The sequence below is a fragment of the Sulfurimonas gotlandica GD1 genome (assembly GCF_000242915.1).
GTDB classification, from domain to species: Bacteria; Campylobacterota; Campylobacteria; order Campylobacterales; family Sulfurimonadaceae; genus Sulfurimonas; species Sulfurimonas gotlandica.
The window spans coordinates 1,540,936-1,563,285 of record NZ_AFRZ01000001.1 but is presented as its reverse complement, the minus strand read 5'-3'; the positions used below and the strand labels follow the sequence as shown (position 1 = coordinate 1,563,285).

Here is a 22,350-nt window from a genome sequence, read left to right as displayed (position 1 = left end):
TAATATCAGAAGTATTCCCACGCATAGGCGTGGGAATGAGGTTTTGTTCTACGACGTGTCGTCTTTCTTATAAGCTAAATACTTATTAGAAATTTAAACGAGCCCAAAGACGAACTATATTATCGTTATCCATTGTTGCAGCATTTGCTGTTGACCAAGAACGGTTAACGTAAGCTGCGAAGTATTGAACGCCACTAGCTTTGATTTTATAGATTAAATCAAATTCACCGTAATCAGTACCAGTAGTATCACGACCAGTGTTCATAGCATTAGATTTACCAGCAGTTGTGCCAGCATACTGAGCAATAATTTTACCATAATCACCAGTGTTGTAAACACCTTTAACCATAAAAGTATTTGCATCTACTTTAATAGCATCTTGATTATATACCATTTGAGTATATAAAGGAGTTTTGATACCACCAGTATTTTTGATAGCCATTTCAGCTTTATTATCATCACCATCAACTGATGTATATGCTAAAGCAACAGTTAATGCGTCAATTGGAGCTAAAGAAACTTCTGCACCAAGTGCTGTAGTTGAAGCCCAAGCGCTATCTTCTGGACTCATCATACCACCTTGAAGACCTATTTTAAGTCCCATTGGTAAATCTTTACCAGCTACTTTCGCATCAGCCCAATAAGCAGCTAAACCATTTTCACCAGCAGTAAATGCAGTTACATTTGCTAAGTTATAGTATGTAAGAGTTATAGCAGTCATAGGAATCGACTTATTAGCTACAGTTAGCATATAAGCAGTACCATCAACCGCTCCACCCTCAAGGTCAGTAAGATTTTGAATGTTAGTACTTGAATTACCACCACCAACGTATGCACCAACTACAGTAGTATCTGGAATATCAGTGTTTACTAATAATGCTGCATCAAAAGTATTTTTAAATACATTCCAACCTTCCGAGAAAGCAAATGGAGAAAGTGATTTAGGAAGCTCTTGACGACCTAATTTAACTGTTGTATTTCCAATTTTTTTAGCAACAAAGATTTTTGTTAATGCTATTTGGTCACGTGCATCTGAAGTAGTTGTAACACCACCACCCTGCTTAACAGCACCAACAAGATTTTTTTCTAAACCCATAGTACCTAAGTATGTAAGTTGAGAACCAAAAGTAAAGTTGTTTTTAAGATCAGCATCTAAGTTTAACTGAACACCAACATTTGCATTTGAACTTTGTTGATCAAATAATTTAGTATCACCAGTTGCTGGAATATTATCATTTGTACCATTTGATTGGTGAGTTTCATAGTAAACCACTGCTTGACCAGTTGTTACGATATCAATACCTTTGTCAGCTGCCATTGCAGATGTAACGATTAACGACGCTGCCGCTAAAGAAACCATTGTTTTTTTCATTCTAATTCTCCTGTTTTTTTTAAATGTTATCACCTTATTGAAGTGATAGCAGAGTAACAGCATCTGTTATTCCACTATCACTTCTCATTGTGTGATACATTTTGAGACTACATATTGTACAGAGGTAATTTTTAAATTAAGTTTAAACCATAGCTTTTATTAGCTAATTGTTTACTTTTGGGGTCTTATAGAGCAGTTTATTTGCATTTTGAAGACAATTAGTAGAAAAACTTATATAAAAGCTTATAAACTTAAGCCAAAGAATTAATTTGATATAATCAGCTCATGAGATTCAGAAATATAAAAAAACGCCAAAAACAGGCTGTTGACGCATCCAAGCCAAAATATGTATATGCAAGGTATGTAGATAGAGTAAAAGCATTCATTACAGATATGTTTATGATTTATGCTCCAATACTATACGTTACGGCTTACATGATAATGGATGGTAAGGATGATTTTCAATCATCTGAGATAGCACCACTTCTAGGTGTTGCACTATATGGTGTAATATATGCTTTACTACTAAGTAAATTTGGCCATACTCCTGGTAAAAAAGCTTATGAGATGAAAGTTGTAGATGATAAGAGTGGAGAATATATAGGTTTCTTCAAGGCATCTTTTAGATTTATAGCATTTTTATTTACAGCTACTACTCTTTTAGGATTGCTTCTTCCATTTTACAGAAAAGATAAAAAAGCTCTTCATGATTTGATATGCGGCACTATTGTTGTAGTTGAGAAGAAATAAGATTATATAGATTCCACCTCAAGAGAGGGTGAACAAAAAGTCTATCTAATCTCGTCACACCTCTCCCGAGGTGTGACGCATTATGTTTATTTACTTCGGTATGTGTTTCATCTCAGAAGAGATGAAACCAGAGATAATTATCTTCCACTAATACATCACTAACTAGAAGTTTAAAACAAGCAAGGCATATTGCTTACATTAATATATAGAAGATTAAGAAAATTTTGCAAAAAAAAAGGGCTAAGACAAAAAGTCTCAGCCCTTAAATTAAAGTGAAGCATTCGCTTCACCCTTTAGTGACCTCAGCGGTCAAAGCGGAGCAAAAGAGATTACTCTCTTTTGCGGGACTTACTAGTGTAAGTCTCTCCATACTTGTTTTTTCCAAAGAAGTGCAAAGATAGCGAAAATAACGATGTAAATCATTACATTCATACCAACTGATTCTCTTTCGTGACGCTTAGTATCACCAGCATCTTTCATATACTCAATAACTTTATCTGCAGTATCTGCAGTTACACCAACACGTGGCATAGCAGTTCCAGCTAAGTGATTTTGAGGATTTTCAATTAAAGTACTGATAAACTGCTCATTACGAGAACGAATATACATACTTAAATCTGGTGGTAATTTACCCATATATGCTTTAAGTGAATCTTGATATTCTAATACTTTAATATCAAATGCTAACTCATCTTTTTTATGTTTGAATGCTGGTTTTGAACCAACCTGTGTCCATTTTTCATAACTAACAGAGTGGCATCTACCACAAGCATTTTCGAATGCAATTTTTGGAGTTACATCAGCAGGGCTAATAGCAATAGACTGTAAGTAAGCTACCATATCAGCAACTTCTTGGTCCATATCTCCACCCATTCCATAAAAAGGAACCATAGGGTGCATTTTACCTTGAGCAGCATCATACTTGTGCTCAACTTTTAGAGCGTGTGCAGGGTTTTTAATTAAATCTGCTAAAAATTTAGCATCATAAATTGCACCGGCATCACTCAAATCAGGTGGGTTAACACCATAGCTTTGTGCTGCCATAACTGCGTCCATTGGAGCAGGCATTCCAGCTTTTTCTATTGAGTGACAGCCAGCACAACCAGCATTCATCACTAACTCTTTACCATTTGCTGCATTTCCAGTTTTTGTTATTGCCGGTAAATCTGCATATGCAAAATTTTCACTCTCTACGTGCTTGTGCATTACATGGTGAGCGTAAGGCTCAACCAAATAATAAGTTACAAGTGAAAAGAATACTACAACTGCTAATATTAATGGTTCTTTATTTTTCATCTTTATCTCCTTATAACTTTTTTTCTAATGATGTAATAATTGGTAATGCAATCCACATAGCTATAAATATAATAGCTGCAACAAGACCAATAGTACTAAACATACCTTCTGGTGGTAGTTTACCCATAGCCGTAAGAACGATCATTACAATAAGCATTCCCCAGAACCAGTACTTAAATGCTCCACGACGAGACGCAGGAACTGAATTAGGACTTCTATCTAAGAAAGGTAAGAAAACAAAAATAACTTGTGCAAATCCAAATAATGCTAAACCAAGATCAATATTGAAAGGACGTAAAATCTCATAAGACCATAGGAAATACCACTCAGGGTAAATATGCGCAGGTGTCTTAAGACCATCTGCAGGGTCAAAGTTTACTGGATCCATTGCGAAACCATAATTATAAAATACTAGATAAAAGAAGAATACTAAGTAAACTCCAACAACCATCATATCTTTTGACATAAAGTCATTAGCAAATCTCATAACTTTTGAACCAGCTTTGTCGCCATCTAAATATTTTTTAGATTCAGCTTCAAAGTCAATCTCATCACCATCTTGGTTATTAACGTGTGGTATACGAAGAGCTGCGAAGTGAAGCCCTATTAAACCCATGATTGCGATCGGTACAAGAAGAACGTGTAACATAAAGAAACGAGTTAAGAATGCTTGAGCAGGAACATAATCCCCACGAATCCACTCAACTAAACCGTCTGCATGTAGTGAACCACCAGAGAATAGATTAGTAATAACCATACCAGCCCAGTAACTCATTTGTCCCCATGGTAACATATAACCTGAAAATGCTTCAGTTGAAAATGCAATGAATAAAAGCATTCCTGAAATCCAAATCATCTCACGACCTTTTTTATAAGAACCGTAATATATACCCGTAAACATGTGAATATAGATAATTAAGAAAACAACAGATGCCGCAACACCATGTACATGTCTCCATAACCAGCCAAAACCAACTTCTCTCATGATAGTGTAGTTTACACTATCAAATGCCATACCAACACTTGGTTGATAATACATCAATAAAAATATACCTGAAACTAAAAGTAGTACAAATGTGATTACAAGAACCATACCCATTGCCCACAAGAAGTTAATATTTTTTGGAATCCAATATTCAGATGCCATAACTTTTTCAACTTTTTCAATTGCCAATCGTTGGTTTAACCAATCTTTAACACTTGTCGCCTTTGTAAAATGTGCCATTTACTTTCCCCTTTCTATAGCGTAATGCCAGTTTCTTTCATCTTAGTGTATTCTGGACCAGCTTCACCTAAAACCAACTTGTTTCCGTCAATTTTAAATGGAGGTATATCAAAACCACGTGGTGGTGGTACTTTTGTTACAGCACCTGCCCAGTCAAACTGGCCACCATGACATGCACATAAGAAACCATCTTTTTCGCCCTTGTACGCCGGAATACAGCCTAGGTGTGTACATAAACCTATCGCTAGCATAAAATGCATACCATCAACTACAACATCGCGCTCTTTTTGTGCGTCTGTTTGACTAGCAACCATTGCAGCAGTTTTCTTAAGAACAAAGATTGGCTTCCCTCTCCACTTCTCTGTTATTAACTCATTTTCTTCATATGTTGACATATCAAGAGTAGTAAAACCTGCAGCTTTTACACTTGGAAGCGGATCCCAACTACTTTTCATTGCAACCAATGAACCTACTGCACCTACTGCCGCGACGGCACCAAACGCTTTCCCCATAAAACCTCTACGGCTATTACTTTCCATATTTGCTCACTTTAGTGTGAATTTTAAAGCCTGATTATACCCCAAATTACTTTTAATTATTTATAAATTTAAGTTCTCTTTTATAAATTCTTTTAAATAGTTACTATTATGTTCCACTTTGTAATACTCATGATTATAGAGGCCTTCTAATATTGTCAGTAATTGCCTATTTTCATAGTTTTCTACGGTTGGAATATTTAGTTTCTTAAATAATTCTTGGGAATCTCTTGAATAATCTTTCCTTTGAATATATATTGGTTTGCCACCTGAAGCTAAATTTTCTAAAGCGGCTTGTGGAGATGCTGTAATTAAAATCTTAGATTTTTTTATCACATTGTCATAATCTTCAAATTCATGATTATTTTTAAATTTCTCTTTTAGCATATCTTCATAATCAAAAAAGTAATAAAAGCCTAAAAGTAAGTCAGGATTTAATCCATCTAAAAGAGAGAAATTTTTTTCAAACTGCTTGTCATAGTCATCATCTCCGAAAAAGAAGGAGAGTTCTATAGTTTTTTCTTCTTTTTCAAAATATTTATCATCTATTACAACTACATTACATACATCAGCTTCATTTAAGTATGGAGAGACAAGAAACTCTCCATTCTCTTTTTTATCATCCTTATTATCTGTAACCCTTATAAACTTAGAAAAATATTTTCTCATTTCATCTAACATTATTGGATTTGCTTCATCTGAATCAAATATAATCTTATCACCATTATGTGATATTTGTGGAATATTTCTAACTACATCGATTCCAACACTTTTTTCAACTCCAAACTCAGATGCAACTTGTGCTATTCTAAAATCTGAACAAAGCAGAGTAATATCTTCATCTTTTAAAAGACGCATAATTGTACAAGCTCTTCTGAATCTATCCAATCCTATACGGTGACCTGTATGCACATAGTAGTATGTATTCATTGTTTATTTTTCTTACTAGCCATTCTTATATATATATGCAGTATCTCTATAGCAGCTGGTGTTATCCCACTTATTTGCATCGCTGATTGAAGTGTAGGTGGGTTAAACATCTCAAGTTTCTCTACTATTTCTTTAGATAAACCACTTACTCCTTTAAAATCAAAACCTTCAGGTATAGCAATTTTAAGATATTTTTTCATTCTCTGGATCTCTTCACTCTGCTTATCTATATAACGGGCATATTTACCTTCTACAAGTATCTCTTCTTTTATGTAATCATCATACTTATCTAATTCTGGGACTATTTTAATCATCTTATGGACATCAAAACTTTTTCTAGCCACTAGCTGTTGAGCTGTAGAAATATCTTTGATTGGTACCTCACCCATTGATTCCAAGAATGCTATAAACTCTTTGTTTGGAGTAAACTTTGTCTCTTCTAACAATAGCGCACCATCTTTTATCTGTTTATCTTTTATTTGAACTTTCTCATACATCTCATCACTTAACAGTCCAAGCTCGTGGCCATAACGGGAAAGTCTTGTATCTGCTGATTCTTCACGAAGAAGAAGTCTATACTCTGCGCGAGATGTAAACATTCTATAAGGCTCATTTGTTCCCTTCGTTACAAGATCATCAATCAAAACACCAATGTAAGCCTCATCACGTCTTAAAACAAGAGGCTCTTTTTCTTGTAGAGAAAGTGAAGCGTTTATACCAGCCATAAGACCTTGGGCTGCAGCTTCTTCATAACCTGTTGTTCCATTGATTTGCCCTGCTAAATAAAGACCTAATATTTTTTTAGTTTCTAAAGAATGCTTAAGTTCACGTGGATCTACAAAGTCATATTCTATAGCGTATCCATAACGAACTATTTTTGCATTTTCAAGTCCTTTTACCGACTTTATCATATCACGTTGCACTTCTGGAGGAAGAGAAGTTGACAAACCATTTATATAGCACTCTGTATTATCCATAGTTTGCGGTTCTATAAAAAGGTGATGCCTGTCTTTATCTGCAAATTTACTTACTTTATCTTCTATACTTGGGCAATATCTCGGACTTTTACCTGCTATCTGACCCGTAAAAAGTGGTGCTCTATAAAAATTTGAAGAGATTATTTCATGTGTTAACTCATTTGTATAAGCTATAAAACATGGAAGCTGTTTTTTGCTAGCTCTAAATTCTTCTCTATCGGTACGGAAACTAAAAGGACTAGGAAGTTCATCACCGCCTTGTTCTTCCATAACAGAAAAGTCAATAGTTGAGCTGTCAATTCTCGCACAAGTTCCTGTTTTAAGACGTGATAAATTTAAACCACAATCATTTTTAAGTGAATCACTTAAGCCCTCACTTCTCTCTTCTCCATAGCGTCCACCTTTTTTTTGAACTTCACCTACATGAATAATTCCATTTAAAAATGTTCCTGAAGTTACAATTACTTTTTTAGCTTTATATTCATTGAGTAAATCAGTTTTTACACCTTTAACTGTTGAATCTTCAATGATTAAAGACTCTACTGTTTCTTGTGCTAAATGTAAGTTTGGAGTGTTAAGCACTACATTTCTGGCAATAATTCTATATTTATCCATATCTATCTGAGCACGACTGCCACGAACAGCCGGGCCTTTTGTTTGGTTAAGTATACGAAACTGTATTCCAGCCTCATCTGTAATAAGACCCATCTCGCCACCAAGAGCGTCTAGCTCACGAACTAAATGCCCCTTTGCTAAACCACCAATTGCAGGGTTACAACTTGTAGCACCTACATTTTCAGCCAGCATCGAAATCATAAGAGTTTTATTACCCATTCTAGCAGAGGCTAGAGCTGCTTCAACGCCAGCATGTCCTCCACCAATAATTATTACATCATAATTCATATACTTATCCATATTTATTTAGCGGAATTTTATCATATTTGAGTATCATTACCATAATATATATAGAATTACTTGAGGTTTTTCAAAATGAGTGAAGATAAAAAAGATTTATTTAAAGATTACGTTCCAGAAGTTTTAGAATTTGATGAAGAGATTGATGGAAGCGATGAACATAAAATTAGAGAAGAACATCTAAGTACAAAAGAAGATCTTCTAAAAAAACTTATGGATAAAAACTCTAATAAAAGAAGTTATAGACAACCTATTAGAACTGAGAATGAGAAATAATGATAAAAAAAGCACACGACGCTTATAACAGCGGTGATTTCGAGAAAGCATTAGAGTTATATACACAGCTAGCATCTGATGCAAATGCAGATGCTTTGACATCTTTAGGTTATATGTATCAAAATGCTCAAGGCTGTGAAAAGGATGAAAAAAAAGCATTAGAGTATTATGAAAAGGCTGCAGAGCTAAAACATCCCTATGCACTTTTTAATTTAGCCATTTTATATATGAATGGCTTAGGTGGTGTACAACACGATCAGTTTAAAGCACACGAACTTCATATGGAAGCTGCTACAAGAGAAGTTCCTCCTGCTATGTATGAAGTTGCATTGATGCTGGAACGTGGTCTTGGCTGTCTTCAAAACTATTCTGAGGCTGCTTTTTGGTATGAGGAGGGAGCTAAGAGAGGCCATCTTGAGAGCTTCAACAATCTTGGTGTTCTTTATAAAGAAGGTCATGGTGTTCCTCTTGATGAAGCTAGATGCTTTATATGTTTTAGTAAAGCTGCAGATGGTGGTTTAGCTGAGGGCCTTTACAATCTTGGGCAACTATATGATCAAGGTTTTGGCTGTGTTCAAGACCATGATAAAGCACTAGACCTATGTAGAAAAGCCGCTTATAAAGGTCATGTTAAAGCAAAAGAGATAATCAAAGGCCTACAAGAAGAAGGTAAAATTGTATTCTAAATTAAAGGATAGCACTTGTTTACAGGATTAATCAGAGAAATCGCAACAGTTAAAAGCTTCTCAGGAAGTGAGTTGAGTATAAAATCAAAACACAAGGCAAAACTTGGTGATTCTATTGCAATAAATGGCGCATGTTTAAGTGTTGTAAAAGTTTTAAACGATGGCTTCAGTGTAGAGTTATCTCCTGAATCTAAAAAACACCTTGCTTTAGAGAACTATAAAAATGAAGTTCACATAGAACCTGCGATGATGATGGGTGATAGATTTGAAGGTCATATAGTACAAGGTCACATAGATGCAATTGGAACAATCAAAGAGATAAGAAACAGTGGAAACTCTTTTGATGTTTTTATAAATGTTGAGAAAAAATTCATCCCATACATTGTGCCAAAAGGATCTATAACAATAGATGGAGTTAGCCTTACTGTAAATGATGTAGATGCTGATAGCTTTAGACTTACAATCATTCCTATTACCATGAAAGAAACTCTATTTAAAAACTATCGTAAAGGCTACAGAGTGAATGTTGAAACAGACATGTTTGCAAGATACGTTTCACATATAATATCTCATCAATCAAAGAATAATTCTAATATAACATGGGATGATGTAGACTCCATTACAGCGAGATATTAAAAATATAAATTTTATTTTATTTTTGATATACTTAATGAAATTTAATCATATGGGTATATTAAATGAACATCAATAAAATAATACTTCTACTCACTCTACTATCAATTTCTGTTCTTGCAAAACCAATTACTCCAGATGCTGACACTGCTTTAAAGTATAACGTCAAACTATTAAATACTAAACAAGCCCAAGAGAGACAGAAGAGTGGTGCTATTTTTATTGATACAAGAAAAGTTCCTGAGTATGCGATTGAGCATATAGAGGGTGCAATTTCTGCCTACTATGATGAAAAAGGCGGTAATGAGAATAAAATTGTTGACTTTGACAACTCCAATGATATTTATCACAATTCTAGGCTCCCAAATAATAAACAAGCAGAACTAATTTTTTACTGCAACGGTGCAAAGTGCTGGAAGTCATATAAAGCTGCAGTAATGTCAGCTAAAGATGGATACACAAATATATACTGGCTTCAAGATGGGATTGGTCAATGGAAAAAAGATGGCTTTAAACTTGATGGAATCAATATTATGCCTGTATTAAAGATTCAGGAAACTGATGACAGTATTTCAGCTCATATTACGGCTAGAGTTATTTTAGCAGTTCTTCTTTTTATTGCTCTGTTTTTCATATTTAAAATTCTAATCAATAAACAAGATTTACTAATTTCTAAAAAACTACTTAGTAATATCTTTGTTGTATCTATCAGTATGCTAGTTATCGGCTACTTTTCTCTCAATGCATCTAATGATGGAAAAAAAGCAATCAATGTTATTTATGAGGAAAATTTCAAACCACATAATGAACTGCTTCATGCTATTTCTGACTTTAATTCAATTTCAAATAATCTATCAAATTCACTGACAGGTCTTATAGCTTTTGAGGGAGCTAGAATTGCGCTAGAACAGACAAGAAGTAATATGCAAAGAGTAATAATAAATGTTGAAAACAGCTCATTTTATAAAGATGAAGATATCAAAAAAAACTTTCAAGTTATTATCAATGAGTACAAAAATTCGGATGCTCTGCTTGATCAATTGAAAATTGCTTATACAAAAGAAGATCCAATAACTTTAAAAAAGCTAGCATCTAATGAATGGGCTTTGTCCAGTGCAATTATAAATAAACAGTTCAATATAATAGAGCAAAAAGTAAATCTGAAAATTAGAGATATCTACAATGACACTTCTTCTAATCTTTTAAAAACATTTTACGATATTTTAATTTTAATTATATTTTTTGTACTTGTTTCAACTATACTAAATCTTCGACTCTACGGCTTTATAAAAAAATCTATTAATACAATTAGAGACAACATTGTCTCAACGTTACAGTCGCTTGACCTTTCAAATGAAAGTATTAAATACAAAAACCAAGATGAATTAGGAGAAGTATCTGAAGCATTTACTAAACTTCTTCAAGAAGTTAAAGAAGTTTTAAATGAAGCAAAAGCTTCATCAGATAGAAACACATCACATACAGAAGATATGAGAAGAAGTGCTTCTTCTATTAGTGATGGGGCTGAACATGAGTTCGAATTAGTACATGAGACAAAAAATATGAGTGATGAGATGGAAGAAAAACTTCTCACAACTACAAATAATGTTCAAAAGACTCAGGAGGTTACTACACAAGCAGAAGACAATCTTCAAGAGTTACAGGCCAATGTATTAGATATTGTAGACAAGATTCAGGAAAATGCACAAGTTGAAGAGGATATTGCTAGCCACTTAAATCAACTAACCAACGATGCACAATCTGTAAAAGATGTTCTAGGAATCATAGAAGATATTGCGGATAAGACAAATCTCTTAGCACTTAATGCAGCTATTGAAGCCGCTCGTGCAGGTGAACATGGCCGCGGCTTTGCTGTTGTAGCGGATGAAGTTAGAAAGCTTGCAGAAAGTACACAAAAAGCTGTTGGGGAAATCAACTCTACAATCAGTGTAATCACACAATCAATCATGGACGCTAATAATCAGATGAACTCAAATGTCCAAAAGACAAGAGCTTTAAGTAGTGACTCAGAAATAATGAGGGATAAGCTACAGTACACTAAAGATATTATTACAAGCACTGCCGACTTAGCTTCTTCATCTCTATCAAGCACTCAAGCTGTTCAAGTAAAAGCTCAAATTGTTCTTAATAATATTGAAAAAATAAATACAATTGTTGAGCAAAACAGAGAAAATGCTATAAATATTTCTACGAGCTCAGACGAACTTCACAGCATAAGTAAAACACTGAAAACTCAGTTAGATAAGTTTAAAACTTAGTCCATTAGTGGCTTGGCATTAGGGTTACAAGATATTTTGTGATTCATGTCTACTTTAACACACTCTTGTATCTCTACCTGAGATGCTAGAGTCGAATCTCTTATTCCTTCTATATTATTTATATAAACAATAAAACCATTGCTAAAGAGTCCCAGCCTAACACTCAAGGCAATTGAGTAAGTTGTTAAAACTCCATCTTTTTTCATTGCTTCTCTTATATCACTAAAATATTCCAAAGTCCAAAGAGCAGGATTTGAACTTGGTGAAAATGCATCTTGATAAACAATATCAAACTTATTTTTAAATAATCTTACATATTCTCTTGCATCTCCTACGAAAATTTCTATATAAAAAAAGTCATCGGAGTAAACACCATTCTCAGATAATTCTAATACAATATACTTGAACTCATCGAATTCTTTTGGATAAGTAAAGTTTTTTAGTGAAGAAACAAGAGTAGCATCTAACTCTGGAGAATAGATATTTAGTTTTGAAGTAAGGGAATTTTTTTTATAATAATAAAGCGTTGCAAGTGTGTTAAAACCTAAGCCGTAACAGATATCTAAGATATTTATCTCGTCTTTTTTTTGCATTATTTTAAAAGCTGGAAAAACATGCTTTTGCAGTGACTCTTTCATCGCTCCATCTTTTGTAGAGTGATAATGTTCATCATATTCTTTAGAGTAAGCTGTAAACGAACCGTCTTCACTCAGAACTATTTCATGTAGCTCATCATTAAAATTATTCACTAAAGACCGTTACCCCACATATGCATCTTTTTTGCCATTACTAAATCATACCCATCCACGATATCTATCTCATTAGGTGCACGGAATTCAAACTCTTCTAAAAGAGCTTTAATAGCTTCTATGTCCATAATTCCCTTTTTTTCCATGATTATTACATGGGCAGTATTTGCAAGAGTTAAATATGCTAATTTTAAAATCATTTTTGGGTTTTCGTGTTTGTGAAAAATATCTTTTAGTATTACCATGTCATGATCTCTTGGCATAGCTCGAAAAGGTTGTGAAAAGTTTAGATTGTCATCATTGTATAAGGCTACATTTAAAACACCATCAACGCTTTCAATCATAGATGCTAGTGCTGTGGTTATATCATCTTTTTCCAAACATACTTGTAAGTAATGATTACCTGGCAAAGGATTAAATAGCTGCAGAAATTTATCTAAGCTCATATTTCTAGTAAGCTAAATCGTGTAGCTCTTTAAATATATAAGCTTCAACTATATCATCTATACTTCTCTGAGTGTGTGCAACTAATACCATCATATTTTTTTCCATAAATGGCCATACATATTCATTGTCATTTACAACAACTGCACACTGACTAAAATTCTCAAAAGCATCTTTGTCTGCAGAATGGTTAACTTCTACAAGTTGACCATTTTCTACAAGTATCTGAGCCCAAATTTTTACATCATCTAACTTAGTTAATGAAGCTTCTTGAACTTCATCACTATCCATAGGTAGTAAAATATACATCTACTCTTCTACTTTTGATAAATCCAATGCTAAAGCGTCATTATCCATGATGTCAATATCTTTACGAAGTACAGCAGATGCTATATCTTTTGCATCAGAGAGCGAATGCATTTTATATGTTCCACACTGGTATATATTAAGCTCTGGAATATCTTTTTGCTCTTTAACTTCTAAAATATCTCTCATTGAAGCTTCCCATGCTTGAGCTACTACTTCTTCTTCAGGTTTTCCAAGTACGCTCATATAAAAACCTGTTCTACAGCCCATTGGCGATATATCGATAATCTCAGTCGTTGTAGAGTTTAGATGATCTCTCATAAATCCAGCAAAAAGGTGTTCTAATGTATGAATTCCTTCTGAAGATAAAATTTCTTCGTTTGGTTTTACAAAACGTAAATCAAAAACTGTAATATCATCTCCGCTTGGAGTTTTCATTCCCTTAGCTTTACGAACTGCCGGTGCTGGCATAATAGTGTGGTCAACTGTAAATGAGTCTAATAATGGCATCTTTTATATTCCTTAATTTAATTAAATGTATTGTAGCAAATTTTTTGTTATGTTTTTTGAAGTTTGAATATTAATAGGAAAAGTTTTAGATTTGGTGTAGATTGTGTTTAACTTAGACTAAGGCTAGGCTAATAGCCTGCCGTGTCTAAGTTGGACGAAAGGGTGCGCCGAAGCTAGAAGTTTTATTAAACTCTTGCTTCTTCACGTCTTTGTAGGTATGACCAATTGTCATCAACACGATCTTGCCACTCTTTGATTAAGTGTTTGTACTCATCTTTGAATAGGTGTTTGAAACGACCTTGTGCAGCTAAATACTCTTCAACTGGAACAACATTTTTAGGACGGTAAGTAATATTTAATTCTCTGCCATCAATAATTTCATATAAAGGGAATACTAATGAATCAGTTGATAAATCAGCTAATAGCATTGTGTCTTTAGGATCAAATTTCCACTCAGTTGTACATGGAGATACAGCATTTATAAATACTGGACCATCTACTGAAAAACCGTGTTGGATTTTCTTAACCATGTCTTTCCATTTATTTGGAGAAACTTGAGCTGAATATGGAATATGGTGAGATGCCATAATTGAAACCATATCTTTTTTGTTTTTCTTTTCACCATAGCTAACACGACCAGCAGGAGCAGTAGTAGTACTTGAACCAATTGGAGTTGAAGATGATCTTTGACCACCAGTGTTTGCATATACTTCATTGTCAAGAACAACGTGCATCATGTTATGACCACGTTCCATACAACCAGAAATCCATTGGAAACCAATATCGTAAGAAGCACCGTCACCTGCAAAAGATACAAATTTAGGGTTACGATCAGGTTGCTTTAGACGACCTTTGTTTTTAAGTGCTTTATACATTGCTTCAGCACCTGCAACAGCAGTAGAGCCATTCTCAAAACCGATGTGAATCCAAGAAGCATCCCATGATGTATATGGATAAACAGCAGTACATACTTCAAGACATCCAGTAGATGCTGAAAGTACTAAGTCATCATTCGTAGCATTTAATACTTCACGAACAATGATAGAGTGCGCACAACCAGGACATAAAAGGTTTGCACCTTCAAAACGGTCAGCTGATGTTGAGAACTCTTTTAAGTTTTTAATTTTTTTCATTTCACTCACAGTATTCTCCTATAAATATGATAGTTTCGGTCCGCGAACACCGATAAATTGTTGTAATGGAGTTGTTATTTTACCAGCGTCAACATTTGCCTGAAGCTCAGTAAACAATTCTACTAAATGTGCTTTAGTTAAATCACGACCACCTAGACCATAGATTTTTCCACAAAGCATAGGACGTTTTTCTAAGTTAAACATACAACCTGCCATCTCATTAAATAACATACCAACTGTTCCACCAGGAGCTGAACGGTCAAGAGTTGCAATAGCTTTTATATCTTTAAGTGCTTCTGCTATTTGCATGAATGGGAATGGACGAATAACACGAATTCCAACTACACCAGCTTTAATACCTTTTGCTCTCATCTCAGTCGCAACTTCACGAGCAGTCTCAACTGAAGTACCCATACAAACTACAGCTACATCTGCATCTTCTGTATCATACTTTTCAACGATGTTATATTTACGACCTGTAAGTTTTTCAAAATCAGTAAATACTTCTTCGATCTTAGGGAAAACTTTTGTCATAAGATCATTATGTTGACGAGCTTTATGCTCAAAATGCCAATCTTCTTCTGTTTGTACACCGTGAGTTACTGGATGTTCGAAGTCAAGCATATCATTCATAGGTTTAAAATCACCAACAAAGTTATAAGCGTCATCATCACTTATAGTATGTACACCTTGAGCTGTATGAGAAGTCATAAAGCCATCTTGATGTACCATAGCTGGAAGTCTAATTCCATGATCTTCAGAAACTCTAAACGCTATAAAATTTAAATCATAAGCATTTTGAGGGCAGTAAGCGTCAAATTGAATCCAACCGCTATCACGACCAAGATACATATCTGAGTGGTCACCATTAACATTTAGAGGAGCAGCAAGTGCACGGTTTACAACGTTTAAAACGATTGGTAAACGCATACCAGATGCTTGGTATAGAGTCTCTACCATTAAAGCAAAACCTTGAGATGATGTTGCAGTTGCAACACGACCACCAGCAGCAGCAGCACCGATACATCCTGACATTGCAGCATGCTCAGACTCAACCATTACGAATTCACCCTCAACATAGTTATCTGCTAAGAATTTTGCATAACCTTCAACAATTGGAGTTGATGGAGTAATTGGGTAAGCAGCAACAACGTCTATTTGACACTGTCTCAAAGCTTGAGCTGCTGCAAAGTTACCATCCCATACTTCAATATCTTTTAATTCCATTTTATCAAATGCCATTACTATTTCTCCTCATCTTTTGCAGGCCATGATGCTATCTCTGCCTCTTCTTCTGCTTGTTCTGGGAACATTAAAAGTGATTTAGGGTTTGTCGGACAAACTTCTACACAAATTCCACAGCCTTTACAGTGATCCATGTCAACACCAATCATTTTCTTGTCTCTAGAAATGATTGAAACATCTGGACAATATATCCAACAAAATTGACAATCAATACAGTAATCTTTATTAAATACCGGTTTGATTAGTCTCCAATCAGCTACACTTGCAGTATAAGAACTATTTTCTGAGTAAGAACGATCATCTTGACTTGTTCCAGCTATATCGTTAATACTTCCATCGAAAGTACGAAGCATAGCTCCGATTTCGAATTCATCCCATCCTTTTTTAATCATCATAAATCCCTTATTTCACTTCATCGTAAGCGCGCTGAATTGCGATCATATTTGAGTCAATTATCTTTTGTGGTAATTTTCCGAGAATTCTTTTCATACTATCTTTAAAAAATTCTATATCATACATCTCGGAGACTTTCATAAATGCACCAAGCATCGGTGTGTTTGGAATTGGGCGACCAATAGTTTCATTTGCAATTGTGATACAATCAACAGTATAAACTTCTTTACCTTCTAGTTTTGGTTGAGATTTAACAAGCTCTTCTTTACTTAGGTGAGTAGTAATAATATATTTTGTACTCTCTTTATGATTTACAGTAACATCACTTGTATAAATTAACGCAGGGTCAATTACGAAAACGAAGTCTGGTTCCATATACTTTTCATGATTCATAATCATCGCATCATCAACACGATTATATGCTGTCATTGCAGCTCCACGCTTAGCAGATCCATAAAATGCGAATGCTTGTACATGCTTACCTGTTGTAGAAATAACATCTGCTAAACCTTTTGCTCCTGTAACAGCACCCTGTCCAGCACGACTATGCCATCTAATTTCTAGCATAAATTCTCCTTCTTTTAATACATAAGAATCTTCAGTTCTAATTAGATGTATTTTAGGGAAGTTGCTCTTAAATATAGCTTGAAATAATACACTTTATTACGAAGTAAAGGAAATGTGTGTTTTTTTCCTCTTTTGGAGATATTTTACAGCTTCAAGCACATCACTAAATATCACATCTGTGTGTTGTTTTAAAATATCATAATTATCATATCCACTCAAAACACCTATGGAATTTACCCCTGCATTTTTTGCTGAAATCAGGTCTAATTTTGTATCACCTATCATCCATATTTCTCTATTAGTAGCGTCCAATGCCCTTAATGCTTTATTTATAGGCTCTGCATCTGGCTTTGGTTTTTCAACATCTTCTCGACCGATTAATACTTCAAAATATTTCATCAAATCAAAATGCTCCATTAAAACCTTAGAATACTTTCCTGTTTTTGTTGTGACTATCCCTAATATTGCAAATTCCTTAGCTTTAATCACTGCTTCCTTAGCATTAAGTAATAGAGTAGTTCTTTGTGTAGATATTACACGATAATACTCTTTATAGGTAGCTACATAGTCCCAAACATACTCTTCATCAACCCCCAACTCTCTATACATAACATCCAGAGGGTAACCTATTAGGGCAGTTATATCTTCATCTTTTGGATGTGGATAGTCATGTGCTTTAAAAGAATGGTGAAAAGTCTCTAGTATTGCCTCTGTAGAATCAATTAAAGTTCCGTCTAAATCAAAAAGTATTATCAAAACTCTAATCCAATATTTCCATCATAAACAGGAACCTGCTCATAAGAAGCTCCCATCTCATAAGACTTATCTTGTACATTTGATTTTATATAATCATAAAGTCTTTGAACATCATTATTATTTTTAATGAGTCCTCTCATCAGATAATAAGAAAATAGTCTGTTAGCTTTGTCATCATATTTATTTGAATATTGAGTTCCACTTCCAGCACTAATTACTATCATTTTACTTTTATCAAATGTTACTTTTTTAGGTACCATCCTTGCAGCAGCTACACCTTTAATAAGGTGTTCGTTATCTGTACCACCACTGAAGCAACTATCCATAAAGGCTACAACTTTTGCAGCTTTTGAATCGCTAAGTGATTTATAAATATTTTGAAGTTTAAACCTTTCATCTGTTATGTAAGCCGGATTCATATCTTGTGCAAGCATATAAGGAGCATTGTTTTGAGATGCAACTGGAATACCGTGACCACTATAGTAAAAATAAATTGTATCTCCTTCTTTAACACGACGAAGCATATCTTTTAAATTATAATCTATCTTAGCACTTGTTGCACCTTGATTGATTAGTGTTCTTGTATTTTTCTCTGATATTCCAAGTCTCTTTTGCATTACAGTTTTAAACTGTGAAGCACTATTTGCTGAGTATACTACCGGGCTTGTATATTCATAGTTTTCTATAGCAATTATAAAGAGCCATTTTGTATTATCAATTTTTTGAATTTCTGATTTTTTCAACAGTGATGATATATCATCTAATCCACTGTTTTTATCTTCTGAAGATGCTATTTGTGTCTTGAGAGGAAGTTGCTGTTTTTCAAGTTTTGCTTTTCTCTCTTTTTGTATATTTAAAATTACAGGTATAAAATACCCATATCCACTCTCTTGTAATTGCGTAATAGTGTTTTTACCGAATAAATTGTCAGCAACATATAATTCTGCACCTTGTTCTGCTAAATATTGCACAATATTTAAACGCCCTTGTAAAGCTGCCGCAAGAACTGCATTCCTACCATACCCAGTTTGTTTATTAACATCCGCACCATTTTTTACTAAATATTTAACCATATCTAGATTGTTACCTGCAGTCGCCATAATAATTGCTGGAGGTAAATCATAAGTACCCCCTTTGTTATAGTTAATATCTGCCCCGTTTTCAAGCAGATACTTCACTTTATCAAATTTTCCATAATATGCGGACCAAGCAAGAAGTTCCTGTTTATCTTCTATACTTTTTAACTCATTATGGATAGTATCAATATTTCCATCTTTAGCTAATGTCTTAAACTTAGATACACACCCTGTAAAAATCAAACTGACAAATATAGAGATAATAAATATGTTAATATATTTTAAAATCATGCTACTCTTTCTCCCATTTTATATAGTTATGCCAGATGCCACTCAGGCTCGGCTCTACATTTTTTATATTTTTATTTACAGTTGTTATTGAGTTAGGAATGTACAAGAACAGATATGGGTTATCTTCAACAATCATCTTAAACATATCCTGCCAAAGTTGTGATAACTTTTCTCTGTCTATTATACTCTGTGATTCTTCTATCATCTTGTCTATTTTTGGATTTTTATATCCTATGAGATTAAAGCCACCTTGCTTGTCATTATCACTATGCCAAAATAGATATGGATCAGGCGTTGATGAGAGTCCCCAGCCCAAAAGGACACTGTCAAACTTATTTGGAAATACTACCATGTTTAAAAATGCCTGCCACTCCATTACTCTTAATGTTACAATGACTCCTGCTTGTTTGAGCTGATGTTGAAGTATTTGTGCAGCATATGGCCTAACTGCACTAGAGTTTGATGTAACTATCTCAAATGTAAATGGATTTTTCTCGCCGTAGCCAGCTTCACTTAAAAGCTTTTTAGCCATTTGTATATTTTGAATAGGTGCTTTTACGTCCGGATTGAACGCTTTAGTTCTAGGAAGAAATGGCCCGGTACAAACCTTTGCATGTTTAAAAAATAGAATATTTACTATCTCTTGTCTATCTATTGCAAGTGAAAGTGCTTCTCTAACCTTTGGATTTTGAAATTTTTCACGTCTAAGATTAAAGCCTAGATACGTATATGAATGGCTAATTTCTTCATAAATATTGAACTTATCAAAAAAGTCTGGGTCCAATTGTCTCTCATACTGCATCGGTTCAATACCGCCGACATCTAAGGCTGATGACTTTAACATCAAAAAGCGAGTCATAGGGTCGGCTATCACATGAAAAGAGATTCTATCTATCTTCGTTCTTCCTTTAAAGTAGTCATCAAAGGCAACAAGCACTATATTTTTTGAGTGTTCTAGTTGATGAAGTTTATATGGCCCTGTACCTATTGGGTCTATATTAAACTTTGCATTCATCAAGTTTTTTTCATCTTTTAAAATATGTTCAGGCAAGATTCCCATCATCCATGTTTCTAAAGCTTTAAAGTAGGGATGCTTATATGTTACCCTTAGAGTATATAAATCTATCACTTCAACACTTTTAACAAATCTAAACTCTGAACTGTATGGCGAAACTACTTGTGGTGATATTAAAGTCTGATATGTGAAAAGAACATCTTTAGCACTGAACTTAGCTCCATCGTGCCAAGTAACATTTTCATGAAGTTTAAAAATTAGTGTCGTATCATTTTCATAGTAAAACTCTTTTGCCAAATCACCAATAATCGTCGAAGAGTCTTTATCAAACTTAACAAGTCCGTTAAATAAAAATCCTGCTATCTCAGATGAACTAGAATCAGTTGCTAAAAGTGGGTTTAGCCTAGATGGGTTTGCCGACGTTGCAAGATGCAATGTTGAGGCAAACAGGTTTATAGATAAAAAGAGCAGTAATATATACTTCACTATCAAACTCTTAATTTATAGCTTTTTCATTAACAGTCAATTTCCCGTTATTGAGTTTAATCTCAAAAACAAGGTTATTGCCATCTTCTCGTGCTAATCCACCAGCCAAACTAGTGATTGGTGCTTCCTTGTTTACAAGAGCGTAAAAATCTTTTGAGAACTTGATAGTAGATGCTATGTTAAGATTGTTAGCTATACTCATCGGAGAAGATTTTAACTTTTTAGCTAAATCAGAATCTTCTTTTAAAACTATTCTTGCCATAATACTAAACCCATCAATTGTTTTTTTGTTCTCTATCAATATCTTCTTCATTGACAAATCAGCGACACTAAGTGATAAACCTTTTGATAATAACTTAGTGACTGAAGCTTGAATCTTCTGCTCAAAATCAGGAGAGTAATTTGCATTTACATGAGAAGTTAATATTCTAAACTCTTCATATGAATCTTTATCTACACCATTTAAAGACAGATCATAATTAAAGCCAGATGCTACTATGTTTGCATCTTTTGAATTTATTTTCATCTTTGCTAGTGAGCTTTTTACATAAAACTCTGCTTTTTTACCCTGAGTATTTGAAGATATATTTACTTTTATATCTTCAATAGCAGCTTCCACTTTAGAACTCTTAGCGTCTTGAACAACAATTGACATACTCTTCATTGCAGCACTAGACGCATAAGTACTTTGTGATTCAAAAGTGGAAGCAGATGTCAGATCATTAATCTCAAAAGTTATACCTTTCCCAGACTCATCAGCTCTAATAAGAATTTTTGAGATGCTAGTCTGTAAATTTTTTGGAGCGATTAAAGTGCCATCTCCATAATAAGTAGCATCTAATAGTTGAAAAATCATCTTACTGCCATTATCAAAAGTATACTCTGCATCTATGTTTTTAATATAACCGTCAAAAAGTCCATCAGCTATATAGTAGTTCATATGGTATAAAACTCCTTTTCCTTGGAGTAGCTTATCTATGTAGTTATAGAAATCAAGATTTTCTTGTTTTAGTTCATCTGTAATAGTTGTAGGAAGTGTTAAAGGATATATATCTACTAACAGTTTAGAGCTAAGAGGGAAGTTACTGTGCTCGATATCTACACCAACAACTACACCAGATATCATTGCTTCTATGTATGGAGGTATTTGAGCATCTGAGTATTGATTTAGATACTCTATAAATTTAGGAGCATCTGAGAGTAAAAACTCATAGTGTTTTTTAGTACTAAGATATGAAGACTCTGTAACGTCGTTTTTTAACTCCAGTCCATTAGAAGTTAAAAGTGATACTCTCTCATTTAAAACCTCATCTGCAACTTTATTACCTACTATTGGAAGAAGTGCTATTACTCCAACGATTACTATGAGAGCAATGAGAATTTTTTTCATAAATGTGCCTTGTTATTAATTAAGGGCATTATATATAAAATAAGTTTAATAGATTGTTTTTTGTGAAAATAGAGGGAGGATTTTACCAATGCCGAAGCATTGATAAAAATGTAT

At 34.0% G+C, this 22,350-nt stretch carries 23 protein-coding genes; 5 read left to right on the top strand and 18 right to left on the bottom strand.

Going from position 1 to position 22,350, the window contains the following annotated elements; translation table 11 throughout:
• Positions 1-85 precede the first annotated feature (85 nt).
• Positions 86-1,372: a hypothetical protein gene (locus SMGD1_RS07735; protein WP_008336419.1), complete on the bottom strand. Its 1,287-nt coding sequence runs from the start codon at positions 1,370-1,372 to the stop codon at positions 86-88.
• Positions 1,373-1,657: 285 nt separating this feature from the next.
• Between SMGD1_RS07735 and SMGD1_RS07730 the strand changes: the two genes are divergently transcribed.
• Positions 1,658-2,122 (top strand): RDD family protein, encoded by a 465-nt coding sequence (locus SMGD1_RS07730; protein WP_008336563.1) that lies wholly within the window; start codon positions 1,658-1,660, stop codon positions 2,120-2,122.
• A 351-nt stretch (positions 2,123-2,473) separates the two neighbouring features.
• On the opposite strand, the gene SMGD1_RS07725 is transcribed toward SMGD1_RS07730, so the two are convergent.
• Genes SMGD1_RS07725 through mnmG form a run of 5 tightly spaced genes read right to left on the bottom strand, consistent with a single transcriptional unit; the run spans position 2,474 to position 7,989 of the window.
• Positions 2,474-3,418 carry a c-type cytochrome gene (locus SMGD1_RS07725; RefSeq protein ID WP_008336185.1) on the bottom strand — a complete coding sequence of 315 codons (945 nt, stop codon included), beginning with the start codon at positions 3,416-3,418 and terminating at the stop codon, positions 2,474-2,476.
• A 10-nt stretch (positions 3,419-3,428) separates the two neighbouring features.
• Positions 3,429-4,643, bottom strand: a complete 1,215-nt coding sequence (locus SMGD1_RS07720) for a cytochrome b (protein ID WP_008336384.1) — start codon at positions 4,641-4,643, stop codon at positions 3,429-3,431.
• Positions 4,644-4,657: 14 nt separating this feature from the next.
• Positions 4,658-5,182, bottom strand: a complete 525-nt coding sequence (gene petA, locus SMGD1_RS07715) for a ubiquinol-cytochrome c reductase iron-sulfur subunit (protein ID WP_008341070.1) — start codon at positions 5,180-5,182, stop codon at positions 4,658-4,660.
• A 60-nt stretch (positions 5,183-5,242) separates the two neighbouring features.
• Positions 5,243-6,109 (bottom strand): hypothetical protein, encoded by an 867-nt coding sequence (locus SMGD1_RS07710; protein ID WP_008341069.1) that lies wholly within the window; start codon positions 6,107-6,109, stop codon positions 5,243-5,245.
• Positions 6,106-7,989, bottom strand: a complete 1,884-nt coding sequence (gene mnmG, locus SMGD1_RS07705; RefSeq protein ID WP_008341068.1) for a tRNA uridine-5-carboxymethylaminomethyl(34) synthesis enzyme MnmG — start codon at positions 7,987-7,989, stop codon at positions 6,106-6,108. Before mnmG ends, SMGD1_RS07710 begins: the two co-directional genes overlap by 4 nt.
• 87 nt (positions 7,990-8,076) lie before the next feature.
• Here mnmG and SMGD1_RS07700 point away from each other — a divergent pair, with 87 nt between their 5' ends.
• The 4 genes from SMGD1_RS07700 to SMGD1_RS07685 all read left to right on the top strand — a co-directional run bounded on the left by SMGD1_RS07700 (position 8,077) and on the right by SMGD1_RS07685 (position 11,875).
• The gene (locus SMGD1_RS07700) at positions 8,077-8,277 is read left to right on the top strand and encodes a hypothetical protein (RefSeq protein ID WP_008341067.1); all 201 of its coding nucleotides are present in this window, start codon (positions 8,077-8,079) and stop codon (positions 8,275-8,277) included.
• Complete coding sequence (locus tag SMGD1_RS07695; protein WP_008336663.1) at positions 8,277-8,963, top strand: tetratricopeptide repeat protein; 687 nt, start codon at positions 8,277-8,279, stop codon at positions 8,961-8,963. Before SMGD1_RS07700 ends, SMGD1_RS07695 begins: the two co-directional genes overlap by 1 nt.
• A 15-nt stretch (positions 8,964-8,978) precedes the next feature.
• Positions 8,979-9,599: a riboflavin synthase gene (ribE, locus tag SMGD1_RS07690; RefSeq protein WP_008335604.1), complete on the top strand. Its 621-nt coding sequence runs from the start codon at positions 8,979-8,981 to the stop codon at positions 9,597-9,599.
• Positions 9,600-9,661: 62 nt separating this feature from the next.
• Positions 9,662-11,875, top strand: a complete 2,214-nt coding sequence (locus tag SMGD1_RS07685) for a methyl-accepting chemotaxis protein (RefSeq protein ID WP_008335804.1) — start codon at positions 9,662-9,664, stop codon at positions 11,873-11,875.
• Here SMGD1_RS07685 and SMGD1_RS07680 read toward each other — a convergent pair.
• From SMGD1_RS07680 to SMGD1_RS07625, 12 genes are all read right to left on the bottom strand, one after another.
• Positions 11,872-12,624: a tRNA (5-methylaminomethyl-2-thiouridine)(34)-methyltransferase MnmD gene (locus SMGD1_RS07680; protein ID WP_008336307.1), complete on the bottom strand. Its 753-nt coding sequence runs from the start codon at positions 12,622-12,624 to the stop codon at positions 11,872-11,874. The two genes, SMGD1_RS07685 and SMGD1_RS07680, sit on opposite strands and share 4 nt — an antisense overlap.
• A complete protein-coding gene (locus tag SMGD1_RS07675) occupies positions 12,624-13,004 on the bottom strand; it encodes a hypothetical protein (protein WP_008335883.1) in 381 nt (126 codons plus the stop codon). Before SMGD1_RS07675 ends, SMGD1_RS07680 begins: the two co-directional genes overlap by 1 nt.
• Before the next feature lie 70 nt (positions 13,005-13,074).
• Complete coding sequence (locus SMGD1_RS07670; RefSeq protein ID WP_008341066.1) at positions 13,075-13,377, bottom strand: hypothetical protein; 303 nt, start codon at positions 13,375-13,377, stop codon at positions 13,075-13,077.
• A complete protein-coding gene (luxS, locus tag SMGD1_RS07665) occupies positions 13,378-13,884 on the bottom strand; it encodes an S-ribosylhomocysteine lyase (protein WP_008335823.1) in 507 nt (168 codons plus the stop codon).
• Positions 13,885-14,069: 185 nt separating this feature from the next.
• The gene (locus SMGD1_RS07660) at positions 14,070-15,026 is read right to left on the bottom strand and encodes a thiamine pyrophosphate-dependent enzyme (protein ID WP_008336699.1); all 957 of its coding nucleotides are present in this window, start codon (positions 15,024-15,026) and stop codon (positions 14,070-14,072) included.
• A 9-nt stretch (positions 15,027-15,035) separates the two neighbouring features.
• The gene (locus SMGD1_RS07655) at positions 15,036-16,259 is read right to left on the bottom strand and encodes a 2-oxoacid:ferredoxin oxidoreductase subunit alpha (protein ID WP_008336099.1); all 1,224 of its coding nucleotides are present in this window, start codon (positions 16,257-16,259) and stop codon (positions 15,036-15,038) included.
• Positions 16,260-16,261: 2 nt separating this feature from the next.
• Complete coding sequence (locus tag SMGD1_RS07650; protein WP_008335946.1) at positions 16,262-16,654, bottom strand: 4Fe-4S dicluster-binding protein; 393 nt, start codon at positions 16,652-16,654, stop codon at positions 16,262-16,264.
• A 10-nt stretch (positions 16,655-16,664) separates the two neighbouring features.
• The gene (locus SMGD1_RS07645; RefSeq protein WP_008335031.1) at positions 16,665-17,222 is read right to left on the bottom strand and encodes a pyruvate flavodoxin oxidoreductase subunit gamma; all 558 of its coding nucleotides are present in this window, start codon (positions 17,220-17,222) and stop codon (positions 16,665-16,667) included.
• 96 nt (positions 17,223-17,318) lie between these two features.
• Entirely contained in the window at positions 17,319-17,978 is a 660-nt protein-coding gene (locus tag SMGD1_RS07640; protein WP_008335119.1) for an HAD family hydrolase, read from the bottom strand.
• Positions 17,975-19,345 carry an ankyrin repeat domain-containing protein gene (locus tag SMGD1_RS07635; RefSeq protein ID WP_008336735.1) on the bottom strand — a complete coding sequence of 457 codons (1,371 nt, stop codon included), beginning with the start codon at positions 19,343-19,345 and terminating at the stop codon, positions 17,975-17,977. The genes SMGD1_RS07640 and SMGD1_RS07635 overlap by 4 nt, the downstream gene beginning before the upstream one ends.
• A 1-nt stretch (position 19,346) precedes the next feature.
• Positions 19,347-20,846: a peptide-binding protein gene (locus SMGD1_RS07630; protein WP_008336659.1), complete on the bottom strand. Its 1,500-nt coding sequence runs from the start codon at positions 20,844-20,846 to the stop codon at positions 19,347-19,349.
• Between the two features lie 10 nt (positions 20,847-20,856).
• Positions 20,857-22,236: a DUF945 family protein gene (locus tag SMGD1_RS07625; RefSeq protein ID WP_008336266.1), complete on the bottom strand. Its 1,380-nt coding sequence runs from the start codon at positions 22,234-22,236 to the stop codon at positions 20,857-20,859.
• Positions 22,237-22,350 lie beyond the last annotated feature (114 nt).

Bases quoted from the DNA above. Each gene is read 5' to 3' on its own strand.
- SMGD1_RS07645 (WP_008335031.1), bottom strand. From the start codon at position 17,222: ATGCTAGAAATTAGATGGCATAGTCGTGCTGGACAGGGTGCTGTTACA.
- SMGD1_RS07655 (WP_008336099.1), bottom strand. From the start codon at position 16,259: ATGGCATTTGATAAAATGGAATTAAAAGATATTGAAGTATGGGATGGT.
- mnmG (WP_008341068.1), bottom strand. From the start codon at position 7,989: ATGAATTATGATGTAATAATTATTGGTGGAGGACATGCTGGCGTTGAA.
- SMGD1_RS07730 (WP_008336563.1), top strand. From the start codon at position 1,658: ATGAGATTCAGAAATATAAAAAAACGCCAAAAACAGGCTGTTGACGCA.
- SMGD1_RS07625 (WP_008336266.1), bottom strand. From the start codon at position 22,236: ATGAAAAAAATTCTCATTGCTCTCATAGTAATCGTTGGAGTAATAGCA.
- SMGD1_RS07735 (WP_008336419.1), bottom strand. From the start codon at position 1,372: ATGAAAAAAACAATGGTTTCTTTAGCGGCAGCGTCGTTAATCGTTACA.
- petA (WP_008341070.1), bottom strand. From the start codon at position 5,182: ATGGAAAGTAATAGCCGTAGAGGTTTTATGGGGAAAGCGTTTGGTGCC.
- SMGD1_RS07670 (WP_008341066.1), bottom strand. From the start codon at position 13,377: ATGTATATTTTACTACCTATGGATAGTGATGAAGTTCAAGAAGCTTCA.
- luxS (WP_008335823.1), bottom strand. From the start codon at position 13,884: ATGCCATTATTAGACTCATTTACAGTTGACCACACTATTATGCCAGCA.
- SMGD1_RS07635 (WP_008336735.1), bottom strand. From the start codon at position 19,345: ATGATTTTAAAATATATTAACATATTTATTATCTCTATATTTGTCAGT.
- SMGD1_RS07695 (WP_008336663.1), top strand. From the start codon at position 8,277: ATGATAAAAAAAGCACACGACGCTTATAACAGCGGTGATTTCGAGAAA.
- SMGD1_RS07650 (WP_008335946.1), bottom strand. From the start codon at position 16,654: ATGATTAAAAAAGGATGGGATGAATTCGAAATCGGAGCTATGCTTCGT.
- SMGD1_RS07720 (WP_008336384.1), bottom strand. From the start codon at position 4,643: ATGGCACATTTTACAAAGGCGACAAGTGTTAAAGATTGGTTAAACCAA.
- SMGD1_RS07710 (WP_008341069.1), bottom strand. From the start codon at position 6,109: ATGAATACATACTACTATGTGCATACAGGTCACCGTATAGGATTGGAT.
- SMGD1_RS07725 (WP_008336185.1), bottom strand. From the start codon at position 3,418: ATGAAAAATAAAGAACCATTAATATTAGCAGTTGTAGTATTCTTTTCA.
- SMGD1_RS07700 (WP_008341067.1), top strand. From the start codon at position 8,077: ATGAGTGAAGATAAAAAAGATTTATTTAAAGATTACGTTCCAGAAGTT.
- SMGD1_RS07685 (WP_008335804.1), top strand. From the start codon at position 9,662: ATGAACATCAATAAAATAATACTTCTACTCACTCTACTATCAATTTCT.